The organism is Shinella lacus (assembly GCF_010994755.1).
Classification (GTDB): domain Bacteria; phylum Pseudomonadota; class Alphaproteobacteria; order Rhizobiales; family Rhizobiaceae; genus Shinella; species Shinella lacus.
Genome location: NZ_WHSB02000001.1, coordinates 221,138 through 237,107 on the forward strand (window position 1 = coordinate 221,138; position 15,970 = coordinate 237,107).

The 15,970-nt window shown below is 65.7% G+C and carries 15 protein-coding genes; 3 read left to right on the plus strand and 12 right to left on the minus strand.

Translation table 11 applies throughout. From position 1 onward, the window contains the following. On the minus strand, positions 1–501 hold the full coding sequence (locus GB927_RS00990; RefSeq protein WP_256114633.1) for an Lrp/AsnC family transcriptional regulator: 501 nt from the start codon (positions 499–501) through the stop codon (positions 1–3). Between the two features lie 128 nt (positions 502–629). Here GB927_RS00990 and GB927_RS00995 point away from each other — a divergent pair, with 128 nt between their 5' ends. Further along, complete coding sequence (locus tag GB927_RS00995) at positions 630–3,032, plus strand: thiamine pyrophosphate-binding protein (RefSeq protein WP_256114634.1); 2,403 nt, start codon at positions 630–632, stop codon at positions 3,030–3,032. A gap of 21 nt (positions 3,033–3,053) precedes the next feature. On the opposite strand, the gene GB927_RS01000 is transcribed toward GB927_RS00995, so the two are convergent. The 6 genes from GB927_RS01000 to GB927_RS01025 form a co-directional block, all read right to left on the minus strand. Further along, positions 3,054–5,312 (minus strand): mechanosensitive ion channel family protein, encoded by a 2,259-nt coding sequence (locus tag GB927_RS01000; RefSeq protein ID WP_256114635.1) that lies wholly within the window; start codon positions 5,310–5,312, stop codon positions 3,054–3,056. Positions 5,313–5,425: 113 nt separating this feature from the next. Beyond that, on the minus strand, positions 5,426–5,806 hold the full coding sequence (locus tag GB927_RS01005; protein ID WP_256114636.1) for a DUF427 domain-containing protein: 381 nt from the start codon (positions 5,804–5,806) through the stop codon (positions 5,426–5,428). 26 nt (positions 5,807–5,832) lie between these two features. Further along, positions 5,833–7,110 carry an NAD(P)/FAD-dependent oxidoreductase gene (locus GB927_RS01010; protein WP_256114637.1) on the minus strand — a complete coding sequence of 426 codons (1,278 nt, stop codon included), beginning with the start codon at positions 7,108–7,110 and terminating at the stop codon, positions 5,833–5,835. A 29-nt stretch (positions 7,111–7,139) separates the two neighbouring features. Continuing rightward, complete coding sequence (locus GB927_RS01015) at positions 7,140–7,940, minus strand: family 1 encapsulin nanocompartment shell protein (protein WP_256114639.1); 801 nt, start codon at positions 7,938–7,940, stop codon at positions 7,140–7,142. Then, a complete protein-coding gene (locus GB927_RS01020; protein ID WP_256114640.1) occupies positions 7,933–8,973 on the minus strand; it encodes a Dyp-type peroxidase in 1,041 nt (346 codons plus the stop codon). Before GB927_RS01020 ends, GB927_RS01015 begins: the two co-directional genes overlap by 8 nt. Positions 8,974–9,106: 133 nt before the next feature. Continuing rightward, on the minus strand, positions 9,107–9,361 hold the full coding sequence (locus tag GB927_RS01025) for a DUF2171 domain-containing protein (RefSeq protein ID WP_256114641.1): 255 nt from the start codon (positions 9,359–9,361) through the stop codon (positions 9,107–9,109). Between the two features lie 245 nt (positions 9,362–9,606). On the opposite strand from GB927_RS01025, the gene GB927_RS01030 reads away from it, so the two are divergent. Continuing rightward, positions 9,607–10,473: an alpha/beta fold hydrolase gene (locus GB927_RS01030; RefSeq protein WP_256114642.1), complete on the plus strand. Its 867-nt coding sequence runs from the start codon at positions 9,607–9,609 to the stop codon at positions 10,471–10,473. Between the two features lie 4 nt (positions 10,474–10,477). On the opposite strand, the gene GB927_RS01035 is transcribed toward GB927_RS01030, so the two are convergent. Continuing rightward, a complete protein-coding gene (locus tag GB927_RS01035; RefSeq protein WP_256114643.1) occupies positions 10,478–11,230 on the minus strand; it encodes a sulfite exporter TauE/SafE family protein in 753 nt (250 codons plus the stop codon). Between the two features lie 78 nt (positions 11,231–11,308). Between GB927_RS01035 and GB927_RS01040 the strand changes: the two genes are divergently transcribed. Then, on the plus strand, positions 11,309–12,226 hold the full coding sequence (locus GB927_RS01040; RefSeq protein WP_500809268.1) for a LysR substrate-binding domain-containing protein: 918 nt from the start codon (positions 11,309–11,311) through the stop codon (positions 12,224–12,226). Here the strand turns inward: GB927_RS01040 and GB927_RS01045 are convergent. The 4 genes from GB927_RS01045 to GB927_RS01060 form a co-directional block, all read right to left on the minus strand. Then, positions 12,223–12,858 (minus strand): LysE family translocator, encoded by a 636-nt coding sequence (locus GB927_RS01045; protein ID WP_256114644.1) that lies wholly within the window; start codon positions 12,856–12,858, stop codon positions 12,223–12,225. The genes GB927_RS01040 and GB927_RS01045 overlap by 4 nt on opposite strands. 102 nt (positions 12,859–12,960) lie before the next feature. Further along, positions 12,961–13,497: a methylated-DNA--[protein]-cysteine S-methyltransferase gene (locus GB927_RS01050; protein ID WP_256114645.1), complete on the minus strand. Its 537-nt coding sequence runs from the start codon at positions 13,495–13,497 to the stop codon at positions 12,961–12,963. Positions 13,498–13,590: 93 nt separating this feature from the next. Further along, positions 13,591–15,210: an AMP-binding protein gene (locus GB927_RS01055; RefSeq protein ID WP_256114647.1), complete on the minus strand. Its 1,620-nt coding sequence runs from the start codon at positions 15,208–15,210 to the stop codon at positions 13,591–13,593. Between the two features lie 9 nt (positions 15,211–15,219). After that, positions 15,220–15,969, minus strand: a complete 750-nt coding sequence (locus GB927_RS01060) for an enoyl-CoA hydratase/isomerase family protein (protein WP_256114648.1) — start codon at positions 15,967–15,969, stop codon at positions 15,220–15,222. Between the last annotated feature and the right edge of the window lies 1 nt (position 15,970).

Genomic DNA, 15,970 nt, shown 5'->3' on the forward strand with positions numbered 1-15,970 from the left:
TCACGCCCCGCGGCCGGCCTTCAGATGGCCGGTCGGCAGCGCCGTCGTATATTTGATCTGGCCGAGCGCGAAGCTGGAGCGGATATTGGCAACGCCGGGAATGCGGGTAAGAAAATCGACCACCAGCGCCTGGAACTTCATCAGGTCCTCGACGACCACCCGCAGCATGTAGTCCGCCTCTCCGGTCATCAGGTAACATTCGACGATCTCGGGCTTGGTGCGGATCGCGGCGTTGAAGACGTCGAGCGATTCCCGGTCCTGCTGCTTCAGCGAGACCTGCACGAAGACATTGACCGCGAGCCCCAGCGCCTGCGCATCGACCAGCGCCACCGAGCCCTTGATGACGCCGCTTTCCTTGAGATCGTTGACGCGCCGCCAGCAGGGCGACGCCGAAAGCCCCGTCGCCTCCGCCAGCTCCGAAATGCTCATCTCGGCATTCTGCTGCAACAGGTCGAGGATGCGGATGGAAGCGGAATCGAGCGCGGGTTTCGAGGGGGGCATAATTGACCGATGACGGAGGAATTATCGGATAAACCTTTCGCAATTTCTCTTCACGCGGTCAACTGAGATCACTTTTCTCCGAAATTCCGGTGTAGCATTCCGGTCAATTGGGAGATCACGGGAGAGAGATGACGATGAATGCGCCGGCCCTGACGCCAGCACGGCTGGCCTGCCTGAAGGACCTGGAAAGACAGGTCCTGTGGCATGCCTGCTGGATGATCCACAATGCCAATCACCTGCGCGAAAAGGGCGAGGTGAAGGTCGGCGGGCATCAGGCCTCGTCGGCCTCGCTCGCCGCGATCATGACGGCGCTCTATTTTCATGTGCTCCGGCCGGAGGACCGCGTGGCGGTCAAGCCGCACGCCTCGCCCGTTTTTCACGCCATCCAGTACCTGATGGGCAACCAGACCCGGGAAAAGCTTGAGAATTTCCGCGGTTTCGGCGGCGCGCAATCCTATCCGAGCCGCACCAAAGATATCGACGACGTGGATTTCTCCACCGGCTCCGTCGGCCTCGGCGTCGCGATTACCGCCTTCGCCTCGATCGTGCAGGACTACATCGCCGCCAAACAATGGTCGGAGTGCCCGGCGGGCCGGATGATCGCGCTGGTCGGCGATGCGGAACTCGACGAGGGCAATATCTACGAATGCCTGCAGGAAGGCTGGAAACACGACCTGCGCAACACCTGGTGGGTGATCGACTACAACCGCCAGAGCCTCGACGGCGTCGTGCGCGAAGGGCTGTGGCAGCGCATCGAGGGCATCTTCACCGCCTTCGGCTGGGATGTGAAGGTGCTGAAATACGGCGCGCTTCAAGAGGCAGCGTTCGAGGAGCCGGGCGGCGTTTCCTTGCGCGGCTGGATCGACCAATGTCCGAACCAGCTCTATTCAGCGCTGACCTTCCAGGGCGGTGCCGCCTGGCGCAAGCGGCTGACCGACGAGATCGGCACTAAGCCCGGTGTGGCCGCGCTGCTGGCGGCGCGCAACGACGACCAGCTTTCCGACCTCATGAACAATCTTGGCGGCCATTGCCTGGAAACGCTGATCCGCACCTTCGAAAGCATCGACCACGACCGCCCGACGGTCTTCCTCGCCTATACGATCAAGGGCTGGGGCACGCCGCTCGCCGGCCACAAGGACAACCATGCCGGCCTGATGACCAAGGCACAGATGGAAACCTTCCAGAGCCGCATCGGCGTGAAACCCGGCGCGGAATGGCAGATGTTCGGCGCGATCCCCTCGCCCGAGCCGGTGCGCGAGCTTCTGAAGACCGTGCCCTTCTTTGCGGAAGGCACGCGGCGCTTCACGTCACCCGCACTGCCCTCGTCCGGCCCGGTCTTCCTCGACGACCGGGAACTGTCGACGCAGGCCGGCTTCGGCAAGATCCTCGATGCGCTCGCCCAGCGCAACGATGCCCTGTCGGCGCGCATCGTCACCACGGCGCCGGATGTTACCGTCTCGACCAATCTCGGCCCCTGGGTCAACCGCCGCGGCCTTTTCGCCCGCGAGAAGCTGGCGGATACGTTCCGCGACGAGCGCGTGCCTTCGGCGCAGAAATGGGAGTTCGGTCCCGCCGGCCAGCATATCGAACTCGGCATCGCGGAAATGAACCTGTTCCTGCTGCTGGGAGCCGCCGGCCTGTCGCATTCGCTATTCGGCGAGCGGCTGCTGCCGATCGGCACGGTCTATGATCCCTTCGTGGCGCGCGGCCTTGATGCGCTGAACTATGCCTGCTACCAGGATGCCCGCTTCATGATCGTCGGCACGCCTTCGGGCGTGACGCTGGCGCCGGAGGGTGGGGCGCACCAGTCGATCGGCTCGCAGTTGATCGGCATAAGCCAGGATGGGCTGGCGAGCTTCGAGCCCGCCTATCTCGACGAACTGTCGGTCATCATGGACTGGTCCTTCGATTATATGCAGCGCGAGGGCGACGGCTGGCACGACACGCGCACGTGGCTGCGCGACGAGACCGGCGGCTCGGTCTACCTGCGCCTGACGACGCGGCCGCTGGAGCAGATCGCGCTCAGGCGCGAGGACCCTGCCTTCCGCCAGGGCGTGATCGACGGCGCCTATTGGCTGCGCCCGCCATCGGCCCGCACCCGCATCGTGCTCGCCTATCAAGGCTGCATTGCGCCGGAAGTGCTGATGGCGGCCGGGCGGCTCGCCGAAGCGCATGGCGATATCGCCGTGCTCGCGGTCACCTCCGCCGACCGGCTGAATGCCGGCTGGACGGCCGCGCAACGCGCCCGTCGCCACGGCGATTTCGGCGCCCGCAGCCATATCGAGACGCTGCTTTCCGCCGTGCCGCGCCCCGCAAGCCTCATCACGGCCACGGACGGCCATCCGGCGACGCTCGGCTGGCTGGGCTCCGTGGAGGGCCACCGCACGATCTCGCTCGGCGTCGAACATTTCGGCCAGACCGGCACGATTGCCGACCTCTACGCCCATTTCGGCATCGACACCGACGCCATCATCGAGGCCGCGGAATCCGTGGTCCGTTCGGACGCGTCCGTGCCGTTGCGGGCGGTCTGAAACCGGTCGCAGGAGGCCCGCTCAGCCCGCCGCCGCCTCGTTTGCGGCGGTCTGCGCTTGCTGGCGCTGGCGATAGTGGGCTTCAGCGGCTGCCGCGTCGGCCTGGGCGTCGCCGCTGCCGCCACCGACATGCACGGTCGGAGAGGCGAACTGGATGCCGTTGGCTTTGAAATCGAGTTTGATGCGGTTCATGATCTCGCGGCGGATCATGAATTGCTCGCCCGGCTTGGTGGTGAAGCCGACGCGCACGACGATGGCATATTCGCCGAAATCGGACACGCCCTTCATCTTCAGTGGTTCGAGCAGGATATCCTTGTATTCGGGCTTTTCCGCCGTCTCCGTGCCGATGCGCTTGATGACCTTGCGCAGCTTTTCGAGATCCGTGTCGTAGGTCACGGAGAGGTTGAACTTGATGACCGACCAGTCGCGGCTCATGTTCTGCACCGCGCCGAGCTCGCCGAAGGGCACCGTGGTGAGCGGGCCGCGGTGGTGGCGCAGCTTGACCGAGCGCAGCGAGAAGCTTTCGACCACGCCCTTGTATTTGCCGGTCTCGATATATTCGCCGATGCGGAAGGCATCGTCCCACAGGTAGAAGATGCCCGAGATCAGGTCCTTGACGATGGTCTGCGCGCCGAAGCCGATGGCGACGCCGGCAACGCCGGCACCGGCGATCAGCGGGCCGATATCCACGCCCAAGCTGGTCAGCACCATCATGACGGCGACGGCGGCGAGCGTGATGGCGAGGATGTTGCGCAGGATCGGCAGCAACGTGCGGATGCGGGCGTTGCGGCCGCGCTCATCGTCGGTGAGGCGGCGATCCGCCGGATTGTCGGCCATGCGCACGGCGATCTCGGCCTTCAGGAACTGCCAGGCGATATCGGCGATCAGCAGCACGGCGATCGCCTGGGTGGCGGCATGGGCGACGCGGCTGACCAGCGTGTCGCCGGCCCCCATCATGCCGGCGGCGTCGACGCCCGCGACGGCGGCGATCCACCAGGCGGACAGGATGATGACGATGGCGCGCATGCCGCGTTCGCCGATCACGAAATGCATGCTGGTGGGACGCCTGGTCTCGGTGCCGCCATGGAGGCGGGCAACGACCGCCGTCGTCAGCCGCAAGAGTGGCGGCAGGAGGAGTGCTACCACGCCCGCCGCAAAGAGCAGGTGCAGCCCCGCGAGCCACACGACCAGCAGCAGGATCACCGCCACGGTTGCGAGCCACGACCATATCTTGCGCGCGGTGTCCGTTTGCTCAAGGCGGCGCGGACGCGACCAGATCGCTTCGATGGCGATGGCGAAGAGGCCGAAATCGAAGGCGAACATCACGAGCAGCATCGAGCCTTTGGAAAAGCCGAACACCCGCATCATTTCCAGCACGATCCAGCCGATGACGAAAAAGCGCAGGGCGCGCAGAAACCGCGAGAGCCAGTAGCGAACCCGTTCTGGCGTGATGTTTGCCGAGGACTGGAGATCATCGGCTGCCACCGTGTCCACGACCGGTTCGGAAACGAGGACGGGCGCCGCTTCCACGGCCACCGTGCCCTCCGGCACCACGACAGCCTCGGCCGGTGACTTTTCAGCCGCGCGATCGGTCGGCTGCTCGATCAGCCAGACGATATAGGCGCCGATGAGGCCGCCGAAGCGGACGATGATGGCGGCGATCGCCAGGATAAGCGCGGTGCGCTGCAACAGCGGCGGCCAGGCGACGATGGCGAGCGGCAGCAGCGCGCCGACGGCAAAGCAGATGGCCTGCCCGCAGGCGTGCAGCCCTATCGGCACCACGCCCACCGGATCGACCTGCGGCTCCGCCGCCTGGCGGCGCCAGTGCCGGGCCGACAATCGGTTGAACAATCGCTCGAAGCCGATGGCGAGGACGGGCACGAGAAGCAGCTGGAAGAACAGGCGCAGCGGACCGCGGCTGGTGACTTCGGCCTCAAGCCGCGTCATGGCAGTGTGCGCGCCGGGGCCAAGCTCCATGCTGCCCTGCATGGCGGTGTCGATCCGGTTCTGGATCATGCCAAGCTTTTCGGCGACGTAACCCGTCTCCATCATCATGGATTCGGAGCCGGCAGGAGCGATATCCTCGGCCTTGCCCGGGCCGGTCTCGGCACTGTTGAGCCAGGTGGCGACGGCGGGATCGGAAAGCAGGCGCGAAATCTCGCGCAGCTTGTCGACGGGCGGCGCCGCAACGTCCTGTGCAAGCGCCGGACCGGCAAAGAGCAGGGCCATCGCGACAAGGATCGCCTTGCACCGCAGAAGCTGACGGAATGCGGCCACCATGCTTTTCAATCCCCCTCGCCCGCGCTTGTTGAGCAATCCCTACTGTTCGATCATGCAAGCCCAAGCAAAGTCAAGCGATGCCGGCGCCGGGCCAGAACGCTGGACCGCACGCCTCATTCCTCGATGTCCTGCACCTCGTCGATTTCCACCCGGTCGGCGTAGAAGGCGATGTGGCCCTCGATTTCCGCGACGGACGGATATGGTGTTTCGTAGCTCCAGGCCGCATTGGTGCCGCCGCTGAGCGGAATGCTGAAATAGCTCGCCTCACCCTTGTAAGGGCAATAGCTCTTATGCTCCGTCCGTTCGAGCAGCGTCATGTCCATGTCCGGCCGGGGCATGTAGACGACCGCTGGATATGTCGCTTCGCGCAGGCGCAGCGCCCTTTGCGAGCTGCCGATGACCTGGCCAGCCGCACGCACGACGACGCGTGCAGGGATGCGCTCGATGGAGATCGGGTGATCCGGACCCGGCATTTTGACAATTCTTTCCGCCATTTGCTTCACCTTTCCGATAAAACGGATTAGCCGCTGCGGCCATCCTCGGCGCTTGCCTGCGTGATCAGGCGGGCGCTGCGCTGGCCGGTCGAGTAAATCCACAGCCAGCTCAGCGCGACGGTCAGCCGGTTGCGCAGGCCGATCAGGAAGTAGACATGGGCGATGCCCCAGGTCCACCAGGCAAGCCGGCCCTTCAGCTTGATCCAGCCGAGATCGACGATGGCGGCCCGCTTGCCGATCGTCGCCAGATTGCCGTCGTTGCGATAGGTGAAGGGTTTTGGCACGGGCTTGCCATCGAGCCGGGCCTTGATGACGCCGGCCACATAGCGCCCTTCCTGCTTTGCCGCAGGCGCGATGCCGGGAACGATCTTGCCCTCGCCCAGCGGCACATGGGCGGTGTCGCCGACCGCGAAAATGTCCGGGAAGCCGGGCACGCTGAGGTCGGGGGCGACGAGCACGCGCCCGGCCCGGTCGGCGGGAACCTGCAACCACTCGGCAGCCGGCGATGCGGCAACGCCCGCCGCCCAGAGAATGGTCGCGGCCGGCAGAACCTCGTCACCGAGCGTAATGCCGGCGGCATCGCATTGCGACACCGCATGGCCGGTGCGCACCTCGACGCCGAGGCGCGTCAGCGCCCGTTCGGCATAGGTCGAAAGATCCTCGGTGAAGCCCGCGAGAATGCGCGGCCCCGCCTCGACCAGCACCACGCGGGCCTCGCGCGTGTCGATGTTGCGGAAATCGCGGCGCAGCGTTTCGTGCGCCAGCTCGGCGATGGTGCCGGCAAGCTCCACGCCGGTCGGGCCGGCGCCGATGATGGCGAAGGTCAGCAGGCGGCGGCGCTCGGCCGCATCGTCCTGCCATTCCGCCCGCTCGAAGGCGGAAAGGATGCGACGGCGGATTGTCGTCGCGTCCTCCAGTGTCTTCAGGCCGGGCGCATGCGGCTCCCATTCGTCATGGCCGAAATAGGCGTGGCGCGCGCCGGTGGCGAGGATCAGCGTGTCGTAGGGGATGGCGCGCCCATCCTCCAGCAGCACCGCCTTGCCCGCCGCATCCACGCCGGTGACGCTGCCGAGCAGCGTCGTCACATTGTCGTAGCCCCGCAGCAGCGAGCGGATCGGCCAGGCGATCTCCGACAGCGCCAGCGACGCCGTTGCCGCCTGGTAGAGCAAGGGCTGGAACAGGTGATGGTTGCGCCGGTCGATAACGGTGATGCGGACCGCCCCCTTGGCCAGGTTGCGCGCCGCCTCCAGCCCGCCAAAACCCGCGCCGATGATGACGATATGGTGGTCGCCTCTTGCCGCCATGCGATGTCCTCTCGTGATCCGGGCGTCGGTTATTCCGGCGAAAGCGCCACGGCCGCCTCGGTCGTCAGCGTGCGGAAGGTGAAACTTTCCTGCACATAGAGATCGACGGTAGTGGCGGAATGGCTGAGATAGCCGATGGAAAAATCCTGCCCGACGGTCAGCTCGAAATCACCGCCGCGTAAGGACAGAATGAGGCCGCCCTCGATCGCCGGTGCCCAGATGATGCCGCCGTCCACCACCCGTTCGAGATGGTGGAAGACCGGATAGCCATCGTCACTGCCACCGCTTGCCGCCATATAGGCATCAGCCCCCAGCACCAGCGCATAAGGCCCTTCGACGCCCGCGAGCCGGAGCTGGCCAACCGCGCGGGCCACCGCATCGGAATAGCGCTTGGCGCTGGCCGGCAGCGGAATGGCGGGATTGCTCGCGGCCTGGCGGATACCCTCGATATCGCCGGCGGCATAACCGTCGAACACCGCGCGATCCTCGGCGAAGGCTATTTTTCGCATGGCTTCCTTCACCGGCTCCCAATCGGAATCGCGCGAACCACGCTCGACGTCGTCGATGGCGCTGCGCGACAGCGTGAAGGGAACCCGGAGCTCGACCAGCGCCTTCACCTCGCGCCGCAGCGATTGCACGCCTTCGGCCGGCGGCGCGATGGGCGCGACACGGCCGGTGCCGACGGCGGAGAGCCCGAGCCCCGAGGGGCCGGCCAGATCGACGACGCGGCGTGCAGCGAGGTTCCGCTTCAGCGTGCGCGTGGCCTCTTCCTCGATCTCGGCCCAGGCGGCCTCGGAAATCGGGGCCAGGTCGCGGTGCAGGTTATTCATGGGAAGCCTCTTTCCTGAGAGAGCCTATGCCGAGCGAGCCGTCGTGGCGCTTCGGCTGCGGTTGGTCCGCCGGGGCGGTCGTGTCGGGTACATCGGGCGATACCGCATCGAGGAAGGACGCGGCGGGGACGAAGAACAGCGTGCCGGTCACGGCGCGGCTGAAATCGAGCAGCCGGTCGTAATTGCCGGGCGGGCGGCCGATGAACATGTTTTCCAGCATCATCTCGATGCGGCGCGGCGAGCGTGCATAGCCGATGAAATAGGTGCCGAACTCGCCCTTGCCGACATCGCCGAAGGGCATGTTGTCGCGCAGGATTTCCAGCGGCTCACCGTTTTCCTCGATGCTCGTCAGCGCATTGTGCGCGTAGCTCGGCTTGACAGCATCGTCGAGCTCGATGTCGGAAAGCTTTTCGCGGCCGATGATCTTCTCCTGGTCGGAGACCGGCAGGCGGTTCCAGGCGGGCAGGTCATGCAGGTATTTCTGCACGATGACATAGCTGCCGCCGGCAAAATCCGCATCCTCGTCGCCGATGATCGTCGCGTCGACCGCGGCCTGGTCGACCGGGTTTTCCGTGCCGTCGACGAAGCCGATCAGGTCGCGGTCGTCGAAATAGCTGAAGCCGTGCACCTCGTCGGTCGTGGACACCAGGCCAGCCAGCCGCGCCATGATCTGGGTAGCGAGCTCGAAGCAGAGGTCCATGCGCGTGGCGCGGATATGGAACAGGAGGTCGCCGGGCGTGGAGACGGCATGGTGGCGGCCACGGATTTCGCGGAAGGGGTGCAGGTCCTTCGGGCGGGGTGCGGCAAAGAGCCGGTCCCAGGCCGCCGAGCCGATGCCGAGCACGCAGGAAAGCCCGCCTTCGAGATCGCGAAACCCGACCGCGCGCAGCAGGCCGGAAAGATCGGCGCACAGCGCGCGCGCTGCCGTTTCCGCCGGGCGGCCGGGCGTCAGCGTTACGACGAGGAAGATGGCCGCGCGCGACAGCCGCGCTGCGACCGGCTGGGGAACCACGGAAGGCAAGACTGCATTCATACTCGATCCGTTCGGCAGAACCTGTCTGTCGGAACGTAGCGAGTCTCGCTGCGCCGTGCCATCGAAAATCCAGGTCTTCCCAGCAAGATTCCGAGGGCAGCAAAAGGGCCGGCGAGCCGGCCCCATTCTTCGGCTAGAGATCGACCGGACGGCCGGATTCTTCTTCCTCCAAGGTCACGGCCACGTCCGCATTGGCCGAAAGGCGCACCTTGTCGCCCTCGACATCGGCGACGAAGCCCAGTTCGATATAGTGGTGATGGCCCTCGTGCTTGCCGAAACTGTCGGCCTTCTTCAGCTTGATGCGGTTGGCCTCGACGCGATCGACCGTGCCCACATGCACGCCGTCGGCGCCGATGACTTCCATGTTTTCCGCGATGTTGCCGCTCATGCCGGTTCTCCTGTCGGGTTGAAAATGGCCGGATCGTGCCGCCTTCGCCTTTACCGACGAAGGGGTCCTGCCGTTGAGGGTCGGGTCGCCGCCGGCGGGGATTTTGTGCCGGCGCATCTGTAGATAGCGCTGGATATGCGGTTTCAAGGGCGGGGTGCCGGCCGCGGACCGGCGAGTGGTGGGAACAGTTCCGGGGGTTCCCTCGTCTTTCCTCCATGTATTCAACATCGCGGAGGAAGACCCTCATGGATACGCTTGTGCGCCACCGGCACAGAAAGATCGGAAACATCGATGCCTTTTATCGCGAGGCCGGACGGGAGGATGCGCCTGTCGTCCTCCTCCCTCACGGCTACCCCTGCTCCTCCTACGAGTTCCGCAATCTCATGCCGCGGCTGGCGGATCGCTGGCGGCTGATCGCACCGGATTATCCCGGCGCCGGCTACAGTTCCACGCCGGAGGATTTCGATTATAGTTTCGATGGATACGCCGCTTTCCTCGACCAGTTCGTGCAAACGCTCGGCATCGACCGCTTCGCCCTCTACCTTCACGATTTCGGGTCGCCGATCGGCGCGAGGCTGGCGATCAGACAACCGGACCGCATCGTCGCCCTGATCATCCAGAACGGCGACATCCCCTATGAAGATGCACTTGGCCCCAAATATGCGGATATCGAGAAGACTTGGACACTCTCCCACGCGGACATGCGGGCGACGCTAGCCCAGGCTATAAAAGAGGAAACGTTCAAGGAGGAATTCCTGAACGCGCTGGGACCGGAGCTTGCCGCCAGCATACCGCCCGACCTCTGGACGCTGCACTGGTCGCTGATGACTCCAAAGCGCAAAGAGATCGCCATCGACCTCATCGCCGGGCTGAAGCAGAACCGCACCTGGTTTCCCCAGCATCGAAAGTACCTCCACGACCACCAGCCGCCGACGCTGATCGTGTGGGGACCGAATGACCATTACATGCCGGAAAAATCGGCGCGGGCCTATCTGCGCGACCTGCCCGAAGCCGAGCTTCACCTGCTCGATGGCGGTCATTGGCTGCTCGAAACGCATCTCGACGAGGTCGTTCCGCTCCTGCGCGATTTCCTTGGCCGGGTTCATACCTAAGCGGTCATGGAAAGAACAGCGGTCGCAGCGCCATCTCCAGGCCGAGGCCGAGCATGCAGAGAAGGAAGCCGCGCCGGAATGCCGACGGGCTGATGCGCGTGCGCAGCGCCTGGCCGGCGAACATGCCGGCGAGCGCCGGCGCGATCGCGAGCATCGAGGCCTTCAGGTCCGCCATCGGCAGCGTTCCGTGCAGGAACAGCGCCAGACCGAGCGCGATGGTCGAGACCGTGAACGACAGACCGAGCGCCTGCACCAGTTCGTCGCGCTCCAGCCCCAGGGCCTGCAGATAGGGCACGGCGGGAATGACGAAGACGCCCGTCGCGCCGGTGAACAGGCCGGTCGCCAGGCCCACGACCGGCGAAGCCCAGGCCTGCCAGCCGGGCGGCACCCGATGCTGGCGGGCGAGCAGTGTGTAGGCGGAATAGGCGGCCAGCGTCAGCCCGAGTGCCACCGTCGTGCGGTCGGTCTCGCCGCTCGCAAGCAGGACGGAGCCCGCCAGCGTGCCGAGGGAGATCGCGGCCAGCATGGGCCAGAGGCGCAGCAGCAACGCCTTGAGATGGCGGCCCGCCAGAAGCTGCCAGACATTGGTGACCAGCGAGGGGATGAGCAGCAGGGCCGCGGCGGTCAGCGGCGACAGCAGCCCGCCGAGGATGCCCATCGCCACCGTGGGCAAGCCCATGCCCGTGACGCCCTTGACGAGCCCGGCGACGAAGAAGGCGGCGGTGATGATCAGAAATGTGGTTTCGCTCTGTTCCATGCCGCGATTAAGAGCGCCCGGCGGGGCGGGCGGCAATCGGGAATATCCGCCATCAGCCTTCGGCCTTTCCGAAAGCTGGTGGCGTGTTATCCTCCCGAAATGCGCTTCGATCTTGCAGACCTCCGCCTGTTCCTCGCCGTCTTCAATGCCGGCAGCCTTACGCATGGCGCGCGCTCGGCCAACCTCTCCATCGCCGCCGCAAGCGAGCGGCTGCGTGACATGGAGGCTTCGGGCGGCCTGTCGCTTTTCGTGCGCACGCGGCGCGGCGTGACGCCGACCCGCGCCGGAGAGGCGCTGGCGCATCATGCCCGTCTCATCCTGCGCAATGTCGGCGCCATGCAGGCGGAGCTGTCCGAACATGCGCGCAGCATCCGCTCCACCGTGCGGCTCCTCGCCAACACGGCGGCGATCACCGAATTCCTGCCCGACCGGCTCGGCTCCTGGCTGGCGGAACATCCCAAGGTCGACATCGAGCTTGCCGAACGGCCGAGCACCGAGATCGTCAAGGCATTGGAGCATGGGCTGGCGGATATCGGCATCGTCTCGGATGCGGTCGAGACGGCGGCGCTCACCGCCCTGCCCTTCGCGACGGACCGGCTTGTCGTGGTGCTCCCGCGCGACCATCCGATGTCAGCGGAAAAGCAGGTCGCCTTCGGCCAGATCCTCGGCGAGGATTACATCGGCTTTGCGGGCGCGCTTCAAGACCATGTTGATGGGCACGCCGCGCAATCCGGCCACCGGCTGCGCCCGCGCGTGCGCCTGCGCACCTTCGAAGGCGTCTGCCGAATGGTGGCGGAAGGCGTCGGCATCTCGATCCTGCCCGAAACCGCCGCGCGCCGCTGCCGGCGCACCATGCCGATCACCTCCGTGCGGCTCTCCGACGCCTGGGCGAGACGCCGGCTCCTCTTGTGTTTTCGGGCGGAAGAGGAGCTTGACCCGACAGCGCGCGCACTGATGGAGCATCTTCGCACCCCGTCGGGTAAGCAGTCTTCCTAAACCCGCGACACCAGCAGCCGCAGGCCGGCAAGGCCGAAGAATACCGCCAGCGTCCCCTCGATCCCGCGCCGTGCCCGGCGATAGAGGCGCACCATGGGCGCAGTCGAGAAGACGATGGCGTAGCCGCAGAAGATGGTGACGCTTAGCACCGCGCAGCCGCCGAGGATGGCGACGAGCGTGTGCGTCGATGCGCCGGGACCAAGCCCGAGCGTCATCAGCGCGATCCAGGCGAGGATCGATTTCGGGTTGGTGAGATGCATCAGCAGGCCGCGCCGGTAGAGCGAAGCACCGGAGAGCGCGGCGTCCTTCGACATCGCCTCCCGAGCCTTGTCGTCGGAGGTGAGCGCCGCACGGCCCGCCTTGTAGGCGAGATAGAGCAGATAGAGGCCGCCAAAGATCTTGAGCACGAACAGGGCTTCGGCATAGCGGGTCAGGATGGCGGAAATACCCGTCGCAGCCATCATGCCCCAGAAGATCGAGCCGCTGACGACACCGGCGGCGAGCAGGAGAGCTGCCCGCCTGCCCTGGTGCATGGCCACACCCATGATGCGCATATTGCTCGGGCCAGGACTGCCGGCGGCGATCACATAGGCGGTGTAGACGATCAGGAGATGGTGAAGATCGGCAGGCATTCCCGGCGGCCCCAATTGCGGATGGCGTATCCCGCAATCATAAACCAAGCAGCGTCGCGAAGGCGACCGGCCAGATTGTAACCGCGACAAGTCCGTCCCGGCTCATCTGGCCTCTGACCGCGGCTCAGCCCCAAGTCCGTGAGCCCGCTGCTCGCGCGCCAAAAGCACGCGCTTGCGCTGGACGCCCCAGCGATAGCCGGAGATCGAGCCGTCCTTCTTGATGACGCGGTGGCAGGGAACGACGATCGCGAGTGGATTGCTGGCGATCGCCACCGTCACCTCCCGCGCGTCGCGTGTGCCCAGCCTTGCCGCCAGCGCGCCATAGTTCGTCGTCTCGCCGGCGGAGATGTCGCGGAGCATCTGCCAGACCCTTACCTCGTAGGGCGTTCCGCGCAGATCGAGCGGAAGGTCGCTGCCAATTGCCGGATCGTCGATCAGACCGGCAGCGGCATCGAGCACGCCGGCAAGCGCCGTCTGGTCGTGCTCCAGTTCGGCATCGGGAAAGCGGCTGCGCAACGCATCCTCCATTGCGGCGCGCTGCGAACTGAATTCCAGGGCGACCAAGCCCTTGTCGGACATGGCGACAACGAAGTCGCCCAGGGAGCTGATCCCCCATGCAAAGCGGATGATTTCACGCATCGTCTCTTACCTCGAACCTGTTTGTCCGATGACGATAGGCGAACCTTTCCTGGCACTCCCTCCGGTCCTTGCTTTCAAATCGAAAATAGAGGGCTAGCGCGTGCCGCGGTCGAAGGTCGCCTCGCTGAGGCCGCGCTGGCGCAGGACGCTGCGGGCCACCTTTTCGGTCGGCGTTCGCGGCAGCGGCGCGTCGGTGATCTCGATGTAACGCGGCACCATGTGGCGTGGCGCCTTTTCCCGGAAATGCTCCAGCAGGTCGGCGGGCGCCAGCGTCGAGCCGGCGCGGCGCAGCGCCACCACCATGATGTCCTCCTCGGTGAATTCGGACGGGATGCCGAAGGCGGCGCTTTCGACGATGTCGGGGTGCTGCTCGGCCAGCGTCTCCACCTCATAGGCGGAAATGTTTTCGCCGCGCCGCCGGATCGCCTCGTTCAGCCGGTGCTTGAAATAGAGCCAGCCGTCCTCGTCCATCACGCCGGCGTCACCGGAATGGTACCAGAGGTTTCGAAGCGTCTGCACGGTCTTGGCCTCGGCGCGGTAGTAGCCGGAGAACATGCTCCAGCTCTTCTTCGGGCGTGAGACGATCTCGCCGATCGTGCCGGGCGGCAGCGGCCGGTCCTTGTCGTCGACGACGGCGACCTCCCAATCGGGATGCGGCTTGCCGCAGGAGCCGGGCCGGGTATCGTCGACGGTGTCGAGCGTTACGAAGCTGGTTTCCGTCTGGCCGTAGCCGGTGACGAGCCGCATGCCGAAGCGACGCTCGAAGGCCTGCTGGTCCGGCACCATGGGAATGCACTGGCAAACCCGCACGGGGTTGTCGCTATCGCTGTCGGACGGCGGCGCCCGCATCAGGATGACAGCCATAGCGCCAAGCAGGTTGGTCGCCGTGGCGCCGCTTTCTCGGACCTGGCTCCAGAAGCGCGAGGCGCTGAAACTGTCGGCGAGCGTCGCCTTGGTGCCGTAGATCAGCGGCAGGTAGACGCCGAACATCTGGGCGTCGGTGTGGAAGAGCGGCAGGGCGGAGAAATAGCTGTCCTCGGTGGTGTATCCGAGGTTCGCCGCCATGGCCGCCGCCCAGGAATAACAATGGTGGTGCGACATCAGCGCACCCTTGGCAGGACCCGTCGTGCCTGACGTGTAAAGGATCGCCATGGGATCGGAATAGTGGACGGGCGCGAAGTCGAGGATCGCTGGCGATGCCAGGCAGTCTTCGAAGCGTACGATTCGGTCGATCTTCACCCCCGCCGCGCGCGCCATCGCGGGATCGGCGCCGACCAGTATGAGCGTGCGCACGTCGGGCAGCCTGTCCTGGACGATCGCCAGTTCGGGCAGCACATCGGCATCGACGATGAGCACCTCGGCGCCGCAATTGTTGAGGTTGTGGCAGAGGAAATCGCCCTTGAGGCCCGGATTGTTCGGCACCTCGATTGCGCCGAGATGCGCGGCGGCAAACCACGTCACGACGAGTTCGAGGCAACTGGGGAGCAGCATCGCCACCCGGTCGCCGCGCCCGACGCCGAGCTTGCGCAACCCGTTTGCCAGCCGGGTGGACAGGTCCAGCATCTGCTCGAAACTCGCGGACCCGCCGCCGAGGTCGAGGAAGGGCCTGGAGCCGAAGCGCTCGGCCTGTTTCAGCAGGATCTTCGGCAGGACGCGATCTTCGATCTCAGCGTCATCGAGGCCCGGAACGGGCGAAAGGGAATGGGGCGTCATTGACACGGATCAGAACTCTTTTGCCTTTGCCTGCGCCTCGGGAGAGAGGAAGCCACGAACCGTGGCTGCCGTCTCCTGCGCCATTGCATCTTCGAGGGATGAGTGAAAACCGTCATTGATGGCGCGCTTGACGTCGGCAACGGCGGCGGACGGGCGCGTGGCGATCGTCAGCGCCAGCTGCCGGGCCTCGTCGAGCAACCCGTCGTCGGCCACGATCTTCCAGGCGATGCCCACCTCCAGCGCCTTCTGCGCATCATGCCGCTCGCCGAGAATGAGGAGTTCCTTTGTGACCTGCGGGCCGACCTGTTTCGTCAGGAGCGCCGTCACGCCGCCTGTGACGAACAGGCCGTAGGTCACTTCTGGGAAGAACCAGCGGGTCTTTTCGGCAAACAGCCGGAAGTCGCAGTTGATGACCCATTCCAGCGCACCGCCGACGCACCAGCCGTGCACCGCGGCGATGACGATCTTGCGCGACTGCATGATCTGGAGCGTGACGGCCTGGATGGCCTCCACCCAGTCCTGGGTTTCGGCCTCAGAGGCGGTCTGCGCGTCGAGGTCCTTGAGGTCATCGCCGGAACAGAAGGCCCGGCCCTCGCCGTGAAGGATGATGGCGCGCACGCCCTCGTCGGCTTCCGCGGCCGCAAGTGCCTCGGAAAGCCCGTCGACGAGCTGCCGGTTCATGGCGTTCAGCCGTTCCGGCCTGTTGAGCTTGACCCAGGCGATCGGGCCTTCGATCGTGGAAATGACAGCGTGGTTCATC

Excerpts from the sequence above, each read along its gene's own strand:
- GB927_RS01005 (WP_256114636.1), bottom strand. The coding sequence starts at position 5,806 with ATGGCGGAAAGAATTGTCAAAATGCCGGGTCCGGATCACCCGATCTCC.
- GB927_RS01010 (WP_256114637.1), bottom strand. The coding sequence starts at position 7,110 with ATGGCGGCAAGAGGCGACCACCATATCGTCATCATCGGCGCGGGTTTT.
- GB927_RS01020 (WP_256114640.1), bottom strand. The coding sequence starts at position 8,973 with ATGAATGCAGTCTTGCCTTCCGTGGTTCCCCAGCCGGTCGCAGCGCGG.
- GB927_RS01025 (WP_256114641.1), bottom strand. The coding sequence starts at position 9,361 with ATGAGCGGCAACATCGCGGAAAACATGGAAGTCATCGGCGCCGACGGC.
- GB927_RS01030 (WP_256114642.1), top strand. The coding sequence starts at position 9,607 with ATGGATACGCTTGTGCGCCACCGGCACAGAAAGATCGGAAACATCGAT.
- GB927_RS01060 (WP_256114648.1), bottom strand. The coding sequence starts at position 15,969 with ATGAACCACGCTGTCATTTCCACGATCGAAGGCCCGATCGCCTGGGTC.
- GB927_RS00990 (WP_256114633.1), bottom strand. The coding sequence starts at position 501 with ATGCCCCCCTCGAAACCCGCGCTCGATTCCGCTTCCATCCGCATCCTC.
- GB927_RS01055 (WP_256114647.1), bottom strand. The coding sequence starts at position 15,210 with ATGACGCCCCATTCCCTTTCGCCCGTTCCGGGCCTCGATGACGCTGAG.
- GB927_RS01035 (WP_256114643.1), bottom strand. The coding sequence starts at position 11,230 with ATGGAACAGAGCGAAACCACATTTCTGATCATCACCGCCGCCTTCTTC.
- GB927_RS01000 (WP_256114635.1), bottom strand. The coding sequence starts at position 5,312 with ATGGTGGCCGCATTCCGTCAGCTTCTGCGGTGCAAGGCGATCCTTGTC.
- GB927_RS01050 (WP_256114645.1), bottom strand. The coding sequence starts at position 13,497 with ATGCGTGAAATCATCCGCTTTGCATGGGGGATCAGCTCCCTGGGCGAC.
- GB927_RS00995 (WP_256114634.1), top strand. The coding sequence starts at position 630 with ATGACGATGAATGCGCCGGCCCTGACGCCAGCACGGCTGGCCTGCCTG.
- GB927_RS01045 (WP_256114644.1), bottom strand. The coding sequence starts at position 12,858 with ATGCCTGCCGATCTTCACCATCTCCTGATCGTCTACACCGCCTATGTG.
- GB927_RS01015 (WP_256114639.1), bottom strand. The coding sequence starts at position 7,940 with ATGAATAACCTGCACCGCGACCTGGCCCCGATTTCCGAGGCCGCCTGG.